The 18,332-nt window shown below is 57.4% G+C and carries 16 protein-coding genes; 1 reads left to right on the forward strand and 15 read right to left on the reverse strand.

Annotated elements, in window-relative coordinates:
- Positions 1-79 precede the first annotated feature (79 nt).
- The 11 genes from coaE to citZ form a co-directional block, all read right to left on the reverse strand.
- Positions 80-676: a dephospho-CoA kinase gene (coaE, locus tag ACFFIY_RS03825; RefSeq protein WP_354197582.1), complete on the reverse strand. Its 597-nt coding sequence runs from the start codon at positions 674-676 to the stop codon at positions 80-82.
- Positions 677-690: 14 nt separating this feature from the next.
- Positions 691-1,563 carry a bifunctional DNA-formamidopyrimidine glycosylase/DNA-(apurinic or apyrimidinic site) lyase gene (mutM, locus tag ACFFIY_RS03830; protein WP_354197580.1) on the reverse strand — a complete coding sequence of 291 codons (873 nt, stop codon included), beginning with the start codon at positions 1,561-1,563 and terminating at the stop codon, positions 691-693.
- Between the two features lie 22 nt (positions 1,564-1,585).
- Positions 1,586-4,213: a DNA polymerase I gene (gene polA, locus ACFFIY_RS03835; protein ID WP_354197578.1), complete on the reverse strand. Its 2,628-nt coding sequence runs from the start codon at positions 4,211-4,213 to the stop codon at positions 1,586-1,588.
- A gap of 162 nt (positions 4,214-4,375) precedes the next feature.
- Positions 4,376-5,419, reverse strand: coding sequence for a protease modulator HflC (hflC, locus tag ACFFIY_RS03840; RefSeq protein WP_354197576.1), 1,044 nt, complete (start codon positions 5,417-5,419; stop codon positions 4,376-4,378).
- Complete coding sequence (gene hflK, locus ACFFIY_RS03845) at positions 5,409-6,395, reverse strand: FtsH protease activity modulator HflK (RefSeq protein ID WP_354197574.1); 987 nt, start codon at positions 6,393-6,395, stop codon at positions 5,409-5,411. The genes hflC and hflK overlap by 11 nt, the downstream gene beginning before the upstream one ends.
- 184 nt (positions 6,396-6,579) lie before the next feature.
- Positions 6,580-8,115, reverse strand: a complete 1,536-nt coding sequence (gene pnpS / locus ACFFIY_RS03850; protein ID WP_354197572.1) for a two-component system histidine kinase PnpS — start codon at positions 8,113-8,115, stop codon at positions 6,580-6,582.
- Positions 8,112-8,828 (reverse strand): response regulator transcription factor, encoded by a 717-nt coding sequence (locus ACFFIY_RS03855; RefSeq protein WP_354197570.1) that lies wholly within the window; start codon positions 8,826-8,828, stop codon positions 8,112-8,114. The genes pnpS and ACFFIY_RS03855 overlap by 4 nt, the downstream gene beginning before the upstream one ends.
- Positions 8,829-9,287: a MaoC family dehydratase gene (locus ACFFIY_RS03860; protein ID WP_354197568.1), complete on the reverse strand. Its 459-nt coding sequence runs from the start codon at positions 9,285-9,287 to the stop codon at positions 8,829-8,831. It lies immediately after the preceding gene.
- Between the two features lie 191 nt (positions 9,288-9,478).
- On the reverse strand, positions 9,479-10,417 hold the full coding sequence (gene mdh / locus ACFFIY_RS03865; RefSeq protein ID WP_354197566.1) for a malate dehydrogenase: 939 nt from the start codon (positions 10,415-10,417) through the stop codon (positions 9,479-9,481).
- A gap of 121 nt (positions 10,418-10,538) precedes the next feature.
- Complete coding sequence (gene icd, locus ACFFIY_RS03870) at positions 10,539-11,807, reverse strand: NADP-dependent isocitrate dehydrogenase (protein ID WP_354197564.1); 1,269 nt, start codon at positions 11,805-11,807, stop codon at positions 10,539-10,541.
- A 78-nt stretch (positions 11,808-11,885) separates the two neighbouring features.
- A complete protein-coding gene (gene citZ / locus ACFFIY_RS03875; protein ID WP_354197562.1) occupies positions 11,886-13,001 on the reverse strand; it encodes a citrate synthase in 1,116 nt (371 codons plus the stop codon).
- Between the two features lie 247 nt (positions 13,002-13,248).
- Here citZ and ACFFIY_RS03880 point away from each other — a divergent pair, with 247 nt between their 5' ends.
- Complete coding sequence (locus ACFFIY_RS03880; RefSeq protein ID WP_354197560.1) at positions 13,249-14,193, forward strand: AI-2E family transporter; 945 nt, start codon at positions 13,249-13,251, stop codon at positions 14,191-14,193.
- Here the strand turns inward: ACFFIY_RS03880 and ACFFIY_RS03885 are convergent.
- The 4 genes from ACFFIY_RS03885 to ACFFIY_RS03900 are packed head-to-tail and all read right to left on the reverse strand — an operon-like array spanning position 14,180 to position 18,332.
- On the reverse strand, positions 14,180-14,566 hold the full coding sequence (locus tag ACFFIY_RS03885) for an FxsA family protein (RefSeq protein ID WP_354197558.1): 387 nt from the start codon (positions 14,564-14,566) through the stop codon (positions 14,180-14,182). The two genes, ACFFIY_RS03880 and ACFFIY_RS03885, sit on opposite strands and share 14 nt — an antisense overlap.
- A gap of 51 nt (positions 14,567-14,617) precedes the next feature.
- Positions 14,618-16,378, reverse strand: coding sequence for a pyruvate kinase (gene pyk, locus ACFFIY_RS03890; protein ID WP_354197556.1), 1,761 nt, complete (start codon positions 16,376-16,378; stop codon positions 14,618-14,620).
- A 21-nt stretch (positions 16,379-16,399) separates the two neighbouring features.
- A complete protein-coding gene (pfkA, locus tag ACFFIY_RS03895; protein WP_354197554.1) occupies positions 16,400-17,359 on the reverse strand; it encodes a 6-phosphofructokinase in 960 nt (319 codons plus the stop codon).
- A 19-nt stretch (positions 17,360-17,378) separates the two neighbouring features.
- Positions 17,379-18,332 carry an acetyl-CoA carboxylase carboxyltransferase subunit alpha gene (locus ACFFIY_RS03900; RefSeq protein ID WP_354197552.1) on the reverse strand — a complete coding sequence of 318 codons (954 nt, stop codon included), beginning with the start codon at positions 18,330-18,332 and terminating at the stop codon, positions 17,379-17,381.

Consider the following 18,332-nt stretch of genomic DNA (forward strand, 5'->3'; position numbering starts at 1 on the left):
ATTAGTATAGCACATTTTACAGAAAGTGCGTCTCCAAACGGACAACGCCCGGAAGTTCCGCAATTCAGAAATCCGGCGCTCAGGGTATTGCCCGCCAGCCTTCCAGGATTTGGTCAAGCTGCCTGGCGGTCTCCGCAAGCGTTCCGTTGTTGTAAATGACCGCGTCCGCCCCCTTTTCCTTTTCGGAAACCGGGAGCTGCGAAGCGATCCTTGCCCTCGCCTCCTGCTCGGTGAATCCGTTGCGCTCCATCAGTCTGAGGAGTTGAGTGTCTTCAGTGACGGAGACAACGAGTATTTTATCGACCAAATGCTGGAGACGGCTTTCAAACAGCAGCGGAATATCCATGATGACCGTGTTCCAGCCATCCGCCAGAAACTCATCTCGCTGCTTGAGCATCTCTTTGCGGATTGCAGGATGAATGATGTCATTGAGTCTTTTCCGTTCTGCAGGGTCATTGAAGATCAGTTCGCCGACGAGCCGCCGGTCCATCGTCCCGTCTTGCGTGATGACCCGGTCCCCGAACGCCCTGCGTATTTCCTCAAGCGCCGGCTGCCCGGGTTCCACAACAACCCGGGCCACCAGGTCTGCGTCTACGACCGGGTAGTTCCGTTCCGCCAGCATGTGCGATACGGTACTCTTTCCGCTTGCGATGCTTCCCGTCAATCCGATGATCATACTCAGTCCTCCAATCAATGCTGGCATTTCGGGCAATAAACAGACGTCCGCCCGCCGATCGTCCGGCGTTTTGTCTCGCTGCCGCAGTCAGGGCAGTGCTTTTTTCCGTACATCCGGAGTCTGTCCTGCATGGAACCGGCTTGCCCGTTGATGTTGCGGTAGTCGGAGATCGAACTGCCCCCCGCCTCCACCGCTTCACGCAGGATCTCCACGATCGAGCGAAACAGTTTGGCACGCCGCTCCATGGAAATCCGTCCGGTTTTCCTGGCCGGGTGGATTCCCATGCGGAACAGGGCTTCGGTTGCATAGATGTTGCCGCACCCTGAGATCACATGGCCGTCCATGATCGTTTCCTTGATCGGCTTGTCCCTGTATTTCCGGGAGGCGCTCAGCTCCAGAAAATGCCCTTCCGCCTCTTCATCGAACGGCTCCGGTGCCATGGCGAGCAGCGGCGGGTGATCGGATTCCTCCCCGATCAGCCGAAGTTCTCCGAAGCGCCGGATATCCGCGTAGACGAGCAGTCCCCCGTCTTCCATTTCGAAGATGACATGAATATGACGGCGGAATTTTCCTTCTGTCACTTCATCAAGGCTCCCGACTGCGAACCAGGCACCCGACATGCCAAGGTGGCTGACGAGCAAAAACGATTCTCCGTTTTTTTCAAGATGGAAATATATATATTTGCTTCGCCTGGTGACGCGGAGAACCTGCATCCCCCGCATCCGAAAAACGAATTCTTCGGGCGAAATGTTTTTGAGTATGGCTTCCTTCGACTCGGCTTTTGACCGCACGATTGTTTCCGAAATGACGGCGTCACGGACAGTCCGACCGGCTGCCGCCGGGCCGAGTGACCGCACGACGCCCTCCACTTCCGGCAGTTCCGGCATCCTGCTTCATCTTCTTTCTCTATTATTTCGTATCGTACCAGGTCGGCCCCGAGGCAGATTCCACTTTGAGCGGCACGTTCAGCTCCAGTGCGGATTCCATGACCTCCGGCACCACTTTCTCGAGGACGGCGATTTCTTCTTCCGGACACTCGAAGATCAGTTCGTCGTGCACCTGGAGCAGCATGCGGGCCTGCAGGTTTTCCTTCTCAAGCCGATCGTCCATCATGATCATCGCCTTTTTGATGATGTCGGCCGCAGTGCCCTGGATCGGGGTGTTCATCGCCGTCCGCTCCGCGAAGCTCCGGAGGTTGAAGTTCGAGCTCGTGATGTCCGGGAGATACCGGCGTCGGTTGAGCATCGTCGTGACGTACCCGGTCTTGCGCGCTTCGGCCACACCGTTGTCCATATAGGCCTTGACACCCGGGAAGCTCGCGAGGTAGCGGTCGATGAATTCGCCGGCTTCCTTCCTCGAGATATTCAGGCTCTGAGAAAGCCCGTAGTCGCTGATGCCGTAGACGATGCCGAAGTTGACCGCCTTCGCGGCACGCCTCATGTCCGATGTCACTTCATCCGGCGCAACATGGAAAACGTCGCTCGCCGTTCTTGTGTGGATGTCCGCCCCCTCGCGGAATGCCTCGATAAGCCGTTCGTCACCCGACATATGGGCCAGCACGCGCAGTTCGATCTGTGAGTAGTCGGCAGCGAACATCATCCAGCCGGGCTCCGAAGGGACGAACGCCTTGCGGATCTTGCGCCCTTCCTCGATCCGGACAGGGATATTCTGCAGATTCGGATTCGTGGAACTGAGCCGGCCCGTCTGGGTGAGTGCCTGCTGATAATACGTATGGATCTTGCCGTCTGGATGAATCTCTTTCAGAAGGCCTTCGATATAGGTCGAGTTCAGCTTGCCGAGCTGACGGTAGTCGAGGATATGCCGGATGATCTCATGGCGGCCCTCCAGCTTTTCAAGCACGTCCGCCGCGGTGGAATAGCCGGTTTTCGTCTTTTTGACCGCCGGAAGGCCCAGCTTCTCAAACAGCACGGAACCGAGCTGCTTGGTGGAGTTGATATTAAATGTTTCGCCGGCGATCTCATGGATCTCCCGCTCGATCGCCTCCAGCTTGCCGGACAGGTCTTCGCCGATTCCCAAAAGCGTGTCGCGGTCTGCCTTGACGCCGATCGCTTCCATCTTTCCGAGGATCGAGGCAAGCGGAAGCTCCAGTTCCCGGTAGAGCCCGTCCTGCTCATTTGCCTTCAGCTTGTCTTCGGCAACTGCCCGCAGCTTGGAAACGGCAAATGCCTTTCTGCCGGCGTGGGCGGCGACGGCCGTTTCATCCGGAATCGCCTTGCGCGCGCCCTTCCCGTAGACGGATTCATCAGTCGGGATTCCGGTCCAGCCGAACTCCCGTGCGATGGAGGCCGTGTCGGTCAGGGAAACGGATGGATTGGCGATATAGGCGGCGAGCAGCAGGTCGAATCCGATGCCTTCCGCCTCCACTCCAAGTCTCGTCAGCGCGGCAAGCGCCGCCTTTGAATCGGTGCACCACTTGGCATTCGACTCATCGCTCAGCCAACTGCACAGCCTTTCATCCGCCTTCACATCCCCCGCGGGAATAAACACCGTCTCTTCCCCGTCAGACAGGGCCAGGCCAAGAATCTCCGCAGTGTGGTACTGCTCGCCGGCCAGCTCCAGGTGGATCGCCACCCCGTCGGTCAAGAGCGATACCGGTGCCGCACTCACCACCGGGCACTCGAAGTCCTCCAGCGGTTCGGTTGCTGCAACCGGTGCATCCACTTTTTCAAGCAAGGTTTTGAAGTTAAGCTCTTGAAAAATCTTCACGATTTCATCTTTGTCCGGACCGCCGTATGACAGGTCATCGATCTTCACTTCGACAGGAGATGCGGTATTGATCGTGGCGAGCTGTTTGCTCATCTTTGCAAGCTCTTCATTTTCTTCGAGCTTTTCTTTGAGCTTTTTGCCGCTTACTTGATCGAGGCCTTCATAGACGCCTTCGACGGTGCCGAATTGTTTCAGCAGTTTGATCGCCGTCTTTTCTCCGACGCCCGGAACGCCCGGAATATTGTCTGAGCTGTCGCCCATCAGGCCTTTCATATCGATGATCTGCTCTGGCGACAGGCCGTACTTTTCCATCACATGTTCCGGTGTGTACCGTTCGATGTCCGTGATCCCTTTTCGGGTGATGAAGACGGTCACGTCGCCGGAAGCCAGCTGAGTGAGGTCTTTGTCCCCGGAAATGACGACCGTCTCGGCTCCGTCTTTGCCGGCCTCACGGCTCAGCGTGCCGATGATGTCATCCGCTTCGTAGGACTCGAGCTCATACTGCCTGATCTGGTAGGCATCCAGCATTTTCCGCAAATACGGGAACTGTTCGGACAGTTCGGGCGGCGTTTTTTGGCGGCCCCCTTTGTATTCCTTGAAAGTTTCATGACGGAACGTCGTCTTCCCGGCATCCCAGGCAACGAGCATATGAGTCGGTTTTTCCTCCTCAAGAATTTTCTGTAGCATCATGGCGAACCCGTATACGGCGTTAGTATGGACTCCCTGGTCGTTCGTCAGCAGCGGAAGCGCGAAAAAGGCGCGGTACGCCAGGCTGTTTCCGTCGAGAAGCAGCACTTTCCGTTTCGTCATATCGGTCAACCCCCGTCACCGGGAAAAGGACGCTGCCCACCCGTTTTGCGGACGGGTGCATCCTCTTGCCCTGATTTGATTTTCTTCCATAAAATAAAGCCGTCGTCTCTCACCATCTTACCACAGGGGCAGATCGGTGAAAGCCGCGACGGCCTTCTTTGCTCAGTCGAGATATCCCGACAAGAGGCGGGCGTACGGCGAATCGGACGGCAGGATGATCATCGTCTCATCCCCGATCGTCTTTTTGTACGATTCGAGCGTACGATACAGCTCATAAAACTCAGGATCCTTTGAAAATGATCCGTTGTAGATCTTGGCCGCTTCCGCCTCTCCTTCCGCCCGGATCACTTCGGCGTCTTTTTTGACTTTCGCCAAAAGCTCCTGCACTTCGCGGTCGGTTTCGGCTTCAATCCTCCGCTTCTCGGCGTCCCCTTCCGAAAGGTAGGTCTGTGCGGTGGATTCGCGCTCGGAGATCATCCGGGTGTAGATCGACTGCTCGTTTTCCGGCGGCAGGTCGATCCGTTTCATCCGGACATCGGTAACGGCAATTCCGAAGTTGCCGGATTCCAGCAATTCATTGACACGCTCGGTGACGGTGTCGTTCAGGTTGCCGCGCGAGGAATCCTTGTCGTTGACGATGTCGGCATAGTCGAGGCGGCCGAATTCGGAACGGACGACCGAGTAAATATACTCTTCCATCCGGGACTCGGCGTTCACGATGTTCCGTGCGTTGTTGATCATCTTTTTCGGATCGGTGATGCGCCAGATCGCATAATTGTCGATAATCATCCTCTTTTTGTCCTTGGTCGTGATCTCGGCTTCCGAAACGTTGTACGCCATCTGGTTTTTAGGCAGCGCGGACACGCTCTGGATGAACGGCACCTTGAACCGGACACCGGGCTCATTGACGATTTTGACGACTTCCCCGAACTGGCGGACAACCCGGTATTCGTTTTCCTTGACCACGTACACGTTGGCCAGAAGGATGAGGAGAAGGGCGAAGATGACCGTCAGACCGATGGCCGGCTTGATGTATTTCTTAAGGTCCTCAGGATTCATCGGCTTCTTCGGCTCTTTTGGCGTGACCGGCTTTTTGCCTCCGAAACGCTTTCGCGTTTGCCCTTCTTTTCTTTTTTTCTCCTGTTCCCGCTGTCGTTCCAGGAACTTCTCTTCGATGCTCTTGAACGGATTATCGTTATTGGCCATTTCCTTCCCCTCCTTCCTTCTTCTCCGTGTCTTCTTGTGCCGGTGCCTGGGGCGGCTGGGTCCCCGGGATCAACGGCAAGTATTTCATCGTGCCGCCGTCGTCATTCATGATGTAAAGGTTGGCACCAGGCAGCACCTGCTCGAGCGTCTCGAGAATGAGCCGTTCGCGGGTGATTTCCTTGTTGTTGCTGTATTCGGCGTACAGCTTGTCGAACACTGCCACGTCCCCGCTTGCCTGTTCGATGCGCGCCGTCTTATCCCCTTGCGCTCGGGACAGAACCGCATCCCGCTCACCCGCCGCTTCGTTCTTTTTCTGGTTTTCGTATTTTCGGGCCTGGTTGATTTTCGTGCTCTTCGTTTCGCGTGCGTCGGTGACGGCTGTGAAGGCGTCCCGTACTTCGGCATTCGGAAGCTCGACGTCCTGGAGCTTCACACCCTGCACGGCGATGCCGATGTCATAGCGTTCGACAAGATCGGCAAGCAGATCCCTCGTGTCCGCCTCGATCTCCGCCTTGCCGTCGGTCAGTGCGTCGTCGATCGGGGAAGAGCCGATGATCGAGCGGATGGACGCTGCGGTCGCGTCGTGCAGCAGCTCACGCGGGTTCTCCGAATTGAACAAGTACTTCACCGGCTCCGTGATCTTCCATTGTACGACAAGGTCGGCAATGACGATATATTCGTCTCCTGTAATCATTTTGGTTTCTTTGTCATAGGAGATCAGTTCTCCTGATTCGTCTTGGTTGTAGCCGAACGATGTACTATACGTCTCTTTGGACAGTTTTTCAACAGACTGGACCGGCCACGGGAGTTTAAACTTCAAGCCGGAATCGGTCACTGTCTCATCGGCCTTTCCAAAAGTGATGATCACGGCCTGCTCTCCCTCATCTACGGTGTACCAGGTGGTGAACAGGACGACGAGCACCACGACGGCGGCCACCGCCATCCCGGCAATGGTCAAAATGCGCTTCGCGCTCATAAATGCCCCTCCTTCTAGGTTTCTATGTATGTCTCTATGTACGGAACTCATGCCTCCGGGGTTTCGTTTATTTTAACAGCGGCCCTGAAAGCGGAACCGGGAGGCAAAGAAAAAGACGAGACCCGACCCGTTTGCCGGGTGCGGTCTCGTCTTGTTGTCGGCAGCGTCCGATCTGTCGGCCAACCTATTCCATCGGCCGGACAAGCGGGATGCGGACGGTGAAGACCGATCCTTCCCCGAGCCTGCTTTCCACGCCGATCGTGCCGCCGTGCAGATCGACAAGGTGTTTGACGATGGCCAGCCCGAGGCCAGTACCACCGGAATCCCGGCTCCTGGCACGGTCCACCCGGTAAAAGCGTTCGAAAAGCCTGGACAATTCCTGTTCCGGGATCCCGATCCCGTGGTCTTCGACCGAGATTCGGGCCATGCCGCCGGACGCCTCCGCGGTGATCCGGATATCCGTATCCGGCTTTGAATAGGCGACCGCGTTGACCACGAGATTGACGAAAATCTGGACGAGCCGGTTTTCGTCGGCCTTCACCTCCAGATTCTCCGGGCAATGCAGGAAAAGCTGCATCCCGCGCTCTTTCATCCTGCCGGAGACGATCCGCACGGCCTGCTGAAGGACGCCGTGGACGTTCACATCCGTCAGCTCCAGCCTGAAGCCTTCCTTTTCGATCCGCGACAGATCGAGCAGGTCTTCAATCAGCGCTTCAAGCCGGCCGCTTTCCCGGTGAATGATCTCGAGGAATTGCACGGCGGTTTTTGGATCGTGTACGGCGCCGTCCAGCAGCGTCTCCGAAAACCCCTTGATTGATGTGACCGGCGTCCTGAGCTCATGCGACACATTCGCGACGAAGTCCTTCCTGACCCGCTCCAACCGGATGAGCTCAGTGATGTCATGCATGACGACCACGATGCCGAGCCAGCCGCCATGGCTGCTGATCACCGGCGCCGCATATACGGCCATCGTGACGATTCCGCCTCCTTGTTCGACGTCCATCTGCTCCGTCCTCGGTTTTTCTTCGGTCTGCACCGCGTCGATGAGTCCGACGAGCGCAGAAGGGAGTTGTACCGCTTTATAGCTCCTGCCGACCAGGTCTCCTTCTTTCAGGCCGAATTGGTCGAGGAAAAATGAATTGGCCATGGCGATCTCGGAACTCCGCCCGATCATGATGAGGCCGCTGCCCATGTGGCCGATCAGTGTTTCAAGCCGTTCGGATTCTGTTTCCCTCATGGACTCCATGTCTTGCAGGTTCCTCGCCAGCGCATTGACGGCGGAAATGAGCCCGACCTGCATGCCGGGTGATCCCCATTCCGCACGCGCCCGGTAATTGCCTTTCGCCAGCTCAAGCGCCGTATCGGTCACGAGGTCAATGGGATGCACATAACGGTCGGTCATCCGGAAATAAAGCATCGCCGCCACGAGGAAGGCTGCTGCGAATGTCACCGCCAGCATCGACAAAAAACCGACCGGCGGCTGCCGGTTCCCGGTTTCGGGAGAAACACCGGAGAGCCGCTCTTTCAGTTCGGCCTGTTCCTCCTTGTTCAGGACGATGCCCTTGTCGACGAGCAGCTCCGTCAGATCTTCCGCCGCCCGGTCGTCCTCATGGTCCAGGTAAACCGGCAGGAGCTGGGCCAGGACGAACAGCACGCCGGCTAGCGTCAGCCCCATGATGAGCAGGAAAGAGACAAACAGCTTTTTTCTGAGCGGTTTCATGCGTCGGGGGGACCCTCAAACTTGTAGCCGGTTCCCCTGATCGTCTTGATGAAGGCGGGTTTTTTCGTGTTTTCCTCGATTTTGTCGCGGAGGTGGCTGATATGTACGTCGACGATGCGCGTGTCTCCCGCAAAGTCGTAGTTCCAGACTGCGCTGAGCAGCTGGTCGCGTGACAGCACACGGTTCCGGTTGGTGATCAGGTGGACGAGCAGTTCGAATTCCTTGGGCGTGAATTCAAGTTCCCTGCCCGATTTATATGCCTCGAACCGGTCTGGATAAACAGTCAGCCCCCCCGCCGTCAGGATGATTTCCTGCTCTGCATCAGGGAGTGCCTGCTGACGGCCGCTCCGCCTGAGAACCGCTTTGACCCTCGCCACCACTTCCCTCGGGCTGAACGGCTTGGTCATGTAGTCGTCTGCACCGAGCTCAAGTCCCAGCACTTTTTCGAGTTCGTCCGATTTGGCGGTGAGCATGATGATCGGCGTTTCGACCCGTTGCTGCCGCAGCGTCCTGCAGACGTCCATGCCGTCCATCTTCGGAAGCATGAGGTCGAGGATGATCAGATCCGGCTGCCCGGACACCGCCTTGTCCAGCGCTTCCCGGCCGTCCGCCGCGGGGATGACTTCAAATCCGGCCTGTTTCAGATTGTACTCGAGAAGGGTCCGGATCGGCTGCTCGTCGTCGACGACCAGAATCTTTTTCGCAGCCGTCATTCAGGACTCCCCCAGTGCCGGGATCTCGGTCTCTCCCTCGAGCGAGGACGAAATCGCCACTTTGACCTCGCCTGCCATCACGGAACGCCCGTCTTCATCTTCCCCTTCAACACGGATCTGCAGGATGCCGGCTTCCTGCCGGACCGACAGGATCTCCAGGCGGAATGTCAGTGTCGACCCGTGGCGGGCAGCTTCCGGAAACCGGATCGACTGCTCGGTGATCCTAGCCCCCGGGCCGGGCAGATGCTTGGATATGGAGGAAAAGACGATGCCCGTCAACATGACCGCCGGTACAACCGGCTCATCATATCCGGCGGCACGGGCGAAGTCATGTTGGATGTAAAGCGGATTGCTGTCATTGGTGAGACCCAGATACAGCAGCAGGTCCCGGTCTTCGATCTTTTCGACAATTTTAAGCGACTCGCCTTCTTCAAGCTCACTGATCGGCCTGACATTCACTCGCCGTCGGTTGAATATCACTGAGATCTCCCCTTTTCCCTTAATGTTCTCATTATATCATGCACGCCCAAAAGCCTCCCTCTTTAATCCGTCTTCTTGAGGAAGCAGGGAAAGAACACGGGCATATCCGGGAAACGGAAAGAGGCATGAAAAAAGCCCCCGCTCCGTCAAACGGAACGGGGACCTCCCCTTCACTTGAGCACGGCCATCACTTTCCGGACGGAATCCGCGGATTTCTCGAGTTCCTCCTTTTCACCTGGTGTCAGTTCCAGTTCAATGATCTTTTCGATGCCGCCGGCGCCCAAGACGGTCGGGACGCCGAGGTAGAGGCCGTCCATCCCGTATTCCCCTTCAAGGAAAGCGATCGACGGGAGTACCCGCTTCTGGTCTTTTAAAATCGCTTCTGCCATTTCGGCGAGCGAAGCGGCCGGTGCATAATAAGCCGATCCGCTGCCGAGGAGGTTGACGATTTCGGCACCGCCTTTGCGCGTACGCTCTACGATCTGATCCAGCCGCTCGGATGAAATCAGATTTTCAAGCGGAATGCCGCCTGCATAGGAATACCTGACGAGCGGCACCATGTCATCCCCATGGCCGCCGAGCACAAAACCGGTGACGTCCTTCACCGACAGATTCAACTCCTGTGCCACGAACGTCCTGAACCGGGCGGTGTCGAGCACGCCGGACTGTCCGATGACCCGCTCTTTCGGGAACCCGCTTTCTTTGAACGCCGTGTAAGTCATCGCATCGACCGGATTGGTCAGGATCAAAAGAATCGTGTCTGGCGAGTGCTTCACAATATCGGCGGTCACAGCCTTTATGATCTTCTGGTTTGTCTGCACGAGATCGTCGCGGCTCATGCCTGGTTTTCTGGCCATGCCGGCGGTGATGATGACCAGGTCGGAGTCCTTCGTCTCCGCATAGTCGGAAGTTCCGGTGATGGATGCATCGAATCCTTGCACGGGCGCGGCTTCCGCCATGTCAAGCGCCTTCCCCTTTGTCGGGTTGTCCATGCTCGGAATATCAACGAGAACCACATCGCCCAGTTCTTTCTGCGCAAGCAGAAATGCCGTCGTCGCCCCCGTGAACCCCGATCCGATCACAGAGATCTTCTTGCGTTTCATTGCCATCGAAAACACTCCTTCAGTTGTGATTGCCGTGATTGCCTTTCGTCCGGCGGCTGTTGCTTTTTTCTGCATACAAAAACAAGAGGGAGCATGGCCCCCTCTTCTTTCTATACCCAAAATTCAATTAAAGATTCTTGATGAGCTCGTCTGCAAACTCGGACGTCTTCACTTCTGTTGCGCCGTCCATCAGGCGGGCAAAATCGTAAGTGACGACTTTGGATTCAATCGTCTTCTCCAGGGAAGCCGTGATGCGGTCGGCCGCCTCTTTCCATCCGAGGTGTTCAAGCATCATGACGCCCGACAGAAGAACCGAGGACGGGTTGACTTTGTCAAGTCCCGCGTACTTCGGTGCCGTGCCGTGAGTCGCCTCGAAGATGGCATGGCCGGTGATGTAGTTGATGTTCGCACCCGGTGCAATGCCGATTCCGCCGACTTGCGCAGCAAGCGCGTCGGAGATGTAGTCACCGTTCAGGTTCATCGTTGCGACGACGTCGAATTCTTTCGGACGCGTCAGGATCTGCTGAAGGAAGATGTCGGCGATGGCATCTTTGATGATGATCTTGCCGGCAGCTTCTGCATCGGATTGCGCCTTGTTGGCTGCGTCCATGCCGTCCGCATCCTTGATCCGGTCGTACTCGTTCCATGTGAAGACCTTGTCGCCGAATTCCTGCTCGGCCACTTCATAGCCCCAGTTTTTGAACGCGCCTTCCGTGAACTTCATGATGTTGCCTTTATGGACGAGCGTGACCGACTTGCGGCCTTCGGCGATTGCATACTCAATCGCAGAGCGGACAAGGCGCTTTGTGCCTTCTTCGGAGATCGGCTTGATGCCGATGCCGGACGTTTCAGGGAAACGGATGTTTTTGACGCCCATTTCATTTTGGAGGAAGGAGATGACTTTCTTCGCTTCTTCCGTGCCTTCCTTGTACTCGATGCCCGCGTAGATGTCTTCCGTGTTTTCGCGGAAGATGACCATGTTCGTATGCTCAGGGTGTTTCACAGGGGAAGGAACCCCATCGAAGTAGCGCACCGGACGGACGCATGCGAACAGATCGAGTTCCTGGCGGAGGGCCACGTTCAGGGAGCGGAAGCCGCCGCCGATCGGAGTCGTGAGCGGTCCTTTGATCGCGATCAGGTACTCATCAATCGTTTTGAGCGTTTCGTCGGGAAGCCAGTTGCCTGTTTCATTGAAGGCCTTTTCGCCTGCAAGCACTTCTTTCCAGACGAGCTGCTTCTTGCCGTCATAAGCTTTCTCGACTGCTGCTTCGAGGACGCGGGAAGCTGCATGCCAAATATCAGGGCCTGTGCCGTCACCGATGATGAATGGGATGACCGGTGCATCAGGAACATTCAGTTTGCCGTTTGATACGGTAATTTTTTCGCCGTTTGTCATTGTATACGATTCCTCCTGAAGATGATATCTGCTCACAATGAGGGGACGGCCGGGACCGTCCCCTCGGATTATACCAGATTAGCGTTCGCTGATCGGCACATATGTCTGCATGCCCGGGCCCGTGTACTCCGCACGAGGGCGGATCAGACGGTTGTTGGCATACTGTTCAAGGATGTGGGCGATCCAGCCGGAAATTCGGGATACCGCGAAGATCGGCGTGAACAGATCATGCTCGATGCCGAGTGCGTGGTAGACGGATGCCGAGTAGAAGTCGACGTTCGGCGGCAGATTTTTCTGGCCGGTGACGAGTTCTTCGATCTTTGTCGACATCGTATAGAGGTCTTCCTCGCCGCGCAGCTTCGTGAGCTTCTCGGACATTTCGCGAAGATGCTTGGCACGCGGGTCGCCTTTGCGGTACACGCGGTGGCCGAAGCCCATGATCTTTTCCTTGTTGTCGAGTTTGTTCTGGATGTACGGCTCGACATTGTCAGGCGTGCCGATTTCAGTCAGCATCTTCATGACCTGCTCGTTGGCGCCGCCGTGGAGAGGGCCTTTGAGCGCGCCGATTGCAGCCGTCACGCCGGAGTACATGTCGGACAGCGTCGCCACACAAACCCGGGCAGTGAATGTCGATGCATTCAGCTCATGGTCGGCGTGAAGGACGAGCGCCTTGTTGAAGGCTTCTTCCTCGATCGCTTCCGGCTCTTCGCCTTTGAGCATATAGAGGAAGTTCGCCGCGTAGCTGAGGCCCTGCTTCGGACGGACCGGTTCCTGGCCATTGCGGATGCGCGCGAATGCGGTCACGATCGTGGCGATTTTCGCCTGAAGGTTGATCGCCTTCCGGTTGTTGGCCTCGTCGGACATGTCTTCGGCCTCTTTGTCATACAATCCGAGAAGCGAGACTGCCGTGCGGAGTGCGGCCATCGGGTGAACTTCTTTGATCGGGTATGTCCGGAAGTGGTCATACACCTCCTGAGGCACTTCCATTGCTGTCGCAAGCTGCTGTTTCAGCTCGGATAGCTCGTCCTCTTTCGGAAGACGCTGGTGCCAGAGCAGGTAGACGACCTCTTCAAAGCTTGCATTCTCTGCAAGGTCATCGATGTTGTAACCGACGTATGTAAGAGTATCGTCGATAATCGAGCTGATGGAGGATTGTGTTGCCACGATTCCTTCCAGTCCACGTGTAGACGTCATATCGATCTCCCTTTCCTTGTGCGTTTTGCCCATCCCGCCTCTTAAAAGCAAAGCAAGGGCATTCTGCGTCTATGAACATATCTTTAAACCGCTTACAAGCCCATTATAATCATTTATAACATTTTTGTGAATGAAAACGCCCGAATTATTTCATTTGCAGGCTCAAACAGTTGAACGCCGGCCTGTTTGGGCTCAAAAAGACGGCCGAAAGCGAGGAATCCGCATGAACCGGACGACCGGCCCTTTTATGGAATCATTGAAAATCTGGCTGCCGCTCGTGCTGGCGGCCGTGCTCTCTTTGCTGGTCCCCGCCCTGTCACTGGCGGTGGTTTCGGGTTATCTTGCAGCCCCGGCCGTCCGCTGGCTGAACGGACGTGCCGGACTTCCGCCGTTTGCCGGCGCTTTGCTGACCGAGCTGTTTCTCATCGCCGCAGCCGCCTCGGTCATCTTGTTTGCCGTACGCGAGACAATCGGCGTCATTCCTGAAATCCGCACCGCCTTCTCCGCACTGGACCTCCGCCACCCGGTGGCGGATGAGCTGGTCCTGTATGCCGACGCGGCCATCGCCGCAGCCGGAGAGCGGCTCCTCGCTTCTTCCGCAGGCCTCATCCAGACGATATTCAGCCGGCTGTTCTCATTTTTCATTTTCCTTGTCGCCTTTTACTTTGCACTTTATGAATCATCCAGGGACCGGCTCTGGTTCACTTCTCTCCTCCCGAAGAGGTCGAGGGAGAAGGCAAAAAAAATGTTCCAAGAGGGCGGCGCCCTCTTCGGAACATTCCTGTCGGTTGAACTGAGGCTTTCGTTTCTCACTTTCCTGATCCTGGCTGCGGGCCTAACCGTGCTCGGGTTCCCCGCAGCCGTCGGCAAAGCCTTCCTTATCGCCCTTGCGGACAGCCTGCCGTTCCTTGGAATCGGCGTGTTCCTGATCCCGATGGCGGCCTATCAGCTGGCGGCCGGCAATATGCTGCTATGCACGGCCATCACCATCCTATATGCATTCGTCCTGCTGACACGCCAGATTGCGGAAACGCATCTGTGGGCGTCGACGCTGCAACTGAGGCCTGCGCACGCCTTCTTTATCGCAGCTGCCTCGATTCTCATCTTTGGCCTCCCCGGAATCCTGCTCAGTCCGGTGCTGTTGTTCGCCGCAGCAAGGATCCGCCGGCTGCCCGCATTCAGCGGCGGATAATGATCGTGCCGCCGCTCATCCGCTTGCGTAGCTGCCTGTAGAGCAACGGCTTGAATGCACGGCGGGTCGGCGGCAACAAAAACAGCAGGCCGAGAACATCCGTGATCAGGCCGGGGATGAGCAGAAGAATGCCGCCGAGGAAAATGAACAGGCCGTCCAGAACGGCGTCTCCCGGCGGTTCACCGGCGGCCGTTCTGCGCTGCAGTTCCCTCCACGCCATCAGGCCCTGGCTTTTCGCAAGCCAGGCACCGAGCGCGGCCGTCAGCAGGATGATGCCGATGGTCGGCAGCACGCCGATTTTGCTTCCCGCATAAAGAAGAACCGCCAGCTCGGACGTCGGCACGACGATAAACAGGATAAACAGCCATTTCATTACGCATCATCTCCAAAACGCCCTTCCGGTTCCGGAAGGGCGTCAGTTTCGTTAAAGCACGGAGGCGTGGCCGTTGTAGACGACGCCCGCTTCCGCATCGATCGTCACGTCTTGGCCGTCCCGGATTTCACGGACGGCATTTTTGACGCCGACAATCACCGGGATGCCGACATTGAGACCGACGACCGCTGCATGGCTCGTCAGGCCGCCTTCTTCGGTGATGATGCCCGCACACTGCTCAATTGCCGGCATCATGTCCCGGTCGGTTCCGTAGGTGACGAGGATTTTCCCCGTCATGTCGCGGCCTTCCGCGTCGGAGGCATTCCGGATGACTGCCGCCTGGCCGAAGGCGACCGCCTTGCCGATGCCCTGCCCTTTGGCGAGCAGGTCGCCGATCACATGGATTTTCATGAGATTCGTCGTTCCCGCTTCGCCGACCGGCACGCCCGCCGTGATGATGACGACATCACCGTGTGTGACATACTGGTGCTTGATGCTTTCTTCGACGGAAATCTCAAGAATGCTGTCAATCGACTCCGCGCGTTCCCCGACGATCGGATAGACGCCCCAGACAAGGGTCAGCCTGCGGGAACAGCGATCGGAGGCTGTGACGGCGATGATCGGGCAGCCGGGCCGGTACTTGGCGATCATTTTCGCCGTCTGTCCGCTTTCCGTCGGCGCGAGGACGGCCTTGACGTTCAAGTTGAGCGCCGTATAGGCGGCCGCTTGTCCGATCGCCTCGGTCATGTTGCCCTCTTTCTCTCGGCGGCGCGTTGAAATGACCGACCGGTAATCCACCGCGGACTCAGCCGTTCTCGCAATGCGGTCCATCGTCAGCACAGACTCGATCGGATACTGTCCGGCTGCTGTTTCCCCGGACAGCATGATGGCATCGGACCCGTCAAGGATCGCGTTCGCCACGTCACTCGCCTCGGCCCGCGTCGGCCGCGGGTTGCGCTGCATCGAGTCGAGCATTTGAGTGGCGGTGATGACCGGCTTGCCCGCCTGATTGCACTTCTCGATCATCTGTTTCTGGACGAGCGGCACTTCTTCAGCCGGAATTTCCACGCCCAGGTCACCGCGCGCCACCATCAGGCCGTCCGACACGGCGATGATGGCGTCCAGATTGTCGACGCCTTCCCGGTTTTCGATCTTTGGGATGATCTGGATATGCCCGCCGTCATTGTTTTCAAGCAGATGACGAATCTCCATGACATCCGACGCCCGGCGTACGAACGAAGCCGCGACGAAATCAATGTCGTTTTGGATGCCGAACAAGATATCATCCGCATCTTTCTCGGTGATTCCCGGCAGTTGCACGGAAACGCCCGGCACATTGACTCCTTTTTTATCTTTGAGCGTACCGGCATTTTTGACGACGGTGTGGATCAAGCCGCCGGCAACGTCTGTCCCCGTCACTTGCAGCTCGATCAGGCCGTCGTCAAGAAGAATGACGGAGCCGGGGCTGACATCCTCGATGAGCCGGTCATACGTGACCGAAAAACGCTGTTCGTTGCCAAGGACTTCATTCATGGAAATGTCGATCTCCTGGCCGTTGGTCAGTTCCACGCTTCCGCCTTCCATCTTGTGGGTGCGGATTTCCGGTCCTTTCGTATCCAGGAGGATGCCGACCACCCGGTTTTTCCGTTCTGCGGCAGTCCGGATGTTCCGGATGCGCGCCAGATGCTCCTCATGGTCGCCGTGGGAAAAGTTCAGACGGGCTACGTTCATGCCCGCATCGATCAATTTCTCCAGCGTTTCGGGTGACTCGCTCGCCGGCCCGATTGTGCATACGATTTTCGTTTTCCTCATCTGTAGGTTCGCCCCAATCCGTTAAATCGATAGTTCCTTTGAAAGGTCGTACAGTCCGAGATCCTTCGCATTCCGTCCGTCGAACACTTCCGTTAATGGATAGTCTATCACTGCATGGTTCCTCATGCCAACGGCGACCCCTGCCCTGCCGGCAAGAAGCGCCTCCACCGCCCGGGCGCCGAAGCGCGAGGCGAGGACACGGTCCCTTCCGGACGGCGTGCCTCCGCGCTGGATATGGCCGAGCACGGACACCCGGGTCTCGATCCCGGCCTCATCCATCAAGCCGGATGCGAGTTCCTGCCCCGTCATGACGCCTTCCGCGACGATCAGGATGCTGTGCTTCTTGCCGCGGTCCTTCCCTTGTTTCAGTCGGCCGACGATTTCGCCGAGATCATGGGATCTTTCCGGAATCAGAATCGTTTCGGCACCGCCCGCAACGCCGGCCCAGAGCGCCAGGTCCCCTGCGTCCCGGCCCATCACTTCAACGATGAACGTCCGCTCATGCGAAGTGGCGGTGTCGCGGATCTTGTCGATCGCATCGATCACCGTATTGAGCGCCGTGTCAAAGCCGAGCGTATAGTCGGTTCCGTTGATGTCATTATCGATCGTCGCGGGCACGCCGACACACGGGAAGCCGGCCTTCGACAATTCCAGCGCACCCCTGAACGATCCGTCGCCGCCGATGACGACGAGGCCTTCAATTCCGCGTTCCCTGAGCTGTGCGACCGCTTTTTTTCTTCCTGCTTCTGTCTTGAATTCGGGGCATCTCGAAGATCGCAGCACGGTTCCTCCGCGCTGGATGATGTCTCCGACGGATCCGGCCGTGAGCGGCTCGATTTTCCCGTCGATGAGCCCCTGGTAGCCGTTGTAGATGCCAAAGACCTCAAGTCCTTCGTAAATGCCTTTCCGGACAACCGCACGGATTGCCGCATTCATGCCCGGTGCGTCGCCGCCGCTTGTCAGCACTGCAATCTTCTTCATGGCGGTCCTCCCCTTTCGTTTATTCGCTGTAGACGCCGATTCCTCGGAACTTGCCGTAACGGTCCTCGACGAGCGCGCCGGCCTCCATGGCCGAAAGTTCTGCAAGCCCGTTTTTCAGGGTCTCGCGGATTTCATCGGCCTGTTGCTCGGCATGCCGGTGCGCGCCGCCCATCACTTCCGGAATGACGCCGTCGATGATCCCCATTTCTTTCAGGTCGCCGGCCGTGATCTTCATCGCCTCCGCGGCCTGTTTTGCAAGCGCAGCGTCTTTCCAGAGGATGGATGCCGCACCTTCCGGCGAAATGACGGAGTACGTCGAGTTCTCAAGCATGTAAATGCGGTTCGCGACTCCCAGGCCGAGCGCGCCGCCGCTACCTCCTTCGCCGATCACAATGCTGACGATCGGCACTTTCAAACCGGCCATGCCGACGAGGTTGCGGGCGATGGCTTCGCTCTGACCGCGCTCTTCCGCAGCCTTGCCCGGATATGCCCCTTTTGTGTCGATGAAGCAGATGATCGGGCGGCCGAACTTTTCGGCCTGTTCCATCAGTCTGAGCGCCTTGCGGTAGCCTTCCGGATGCGGCATCCCGAAATTGCGGCGGATGTTCTCTTTCGTATCCTTCCCGCGCTGGTGGCCGATCACGGTCACCGGCTTCCCGTCAAATCCGGCAATGCCGCCCACGATTGCGGCGTCATCTCCGTAGTTGCGATCCCCGTGGAGTTCAATGAAGTCTTCAAACAAGTATTGGACATAGTCGAGCGTCGTCGGCCGTTCCGGATGGCGGGCGACCTGCACGCGGTCCCACGGCTCCATGTTGCCGTAGACGTCCTGCTCCAGTCTGGCCAGCCGGTCTTCAAGCTGCTCGATCTCCCCGCTCATGTCCACATGCGCGTCATCTGTAATTCCCTTCAGTTCTTCAATCTTCTCTCTCAGCCGGATGACCGGCTCTTCAAAAGGCAGCGGCTTCACCAT

It is taken from the genome of Bhargavaea ullalensis (assembly GCF_042432615.1).
In the GTDB taxonomy this organism is placed as follows: Bacteria; Bacillota; Bacilli; order Bacillales_A; family Planococcaceae; genus Bhargavaea; species Bhargavaea ullalensis.

Coding starts and splice junctions, on each gene's coding strand:
- mdh (WP_354197566.1), bottom strand. CDS start 10,417: ATGGCAATGAAACGCAAGAAGATCTCTGTGATCGGATCGGGGTTCACG.
- pnpS (WP_354197572.1), bottom strand. CDS start 8,115: ATGAAACCGCTCAGAAAAAAGCTGTTTGTCTCTTTCCTGCTCATCATG.
- icd (WP_354197564.1), bottom strand. CDS start 11,807: ATGACAAACGGCGAAAAAATTACCGTATCAAACGGCAAACTGAATGTT.
- ACFFIY_RS03855 (WP_354197570.1), bottom strand. CDS start 8,828: ATGACGGCTGCGAAAAAGATTCTGGTCGTCGACGACGAGCAGCCGATC.
- hflC (WP_354197576.1), bottom strand. CDS start 5,419: ATGGCCAATAACGATAATCCGTTCAAGAGCATCGAAGAGAAGTTCCTG.
- coaE (WP_354197582.1), bottom strand. CDS start 676: ATGATCATCGGATTGACGGGAAGCATCGCAAGCGGAAAGAGTACCGTA.
- citZ (WP_354197562.1), bottom strand. CDS start 13,001: ATGACGTCTACACGTGGACTGGAAGGAATCGTGGCAACACAATCCTCC.
- polA (WP_354197578.1), bottom strand. CDS start 4,213: ATGACGAAACGGAAAGTGCTGCTTCTCGACGGAAACAGCCTGGCGTAC.
- ACFFIY_RS03900 (WP_354197552.1), bottom strand. CDS start 18,332: ATGGTGAAGCCGCTGCCTTTTGAAGAGCCGGTCATCCGGCTGAGAGAG.
- pyk (WP_354197556.1), bottom strand. CDS start 16,378: ATGAGGAAAACGAAAATCGTATGCACAATCGGGCCGGCGAGCGAGTCA.
- pfkA (WP_354197554.1), bottom strand. CDS start 17,359: ATGAAGAAGATTGCAGTGCTGACAAGCGGCGGCGACGCACCGGGCATG.
- mutM (WP_354197580.1), bottom strand. CDS start 1,563: ATGCCGGAACTGCCGGAAGTGGAGGGCGTCGTGCGGTCACTCGGCCCG.
- ACFFIY_RS03880 (WP_354197560.1), top strand. CDS start 13,249: ATGGAATCATTGAAAATCTGGCTGCCGCTCGTGCTGGCGGCCGTGCTC.
- ACFFIY_RS03885 (WP_354197558.1), bottom strand. CDS start 14,566: ATGAAATGGCTGTTTATCCTGTTTATCGTCGTGCCGACGTCCGAGCTG.
- hflK (WP_354197574.1), bottom strand. CDS start 6,395: ATGAGCGCGAAGCGCATTTTGACCATTGCCGGGATGGCGGTGGCCGCC.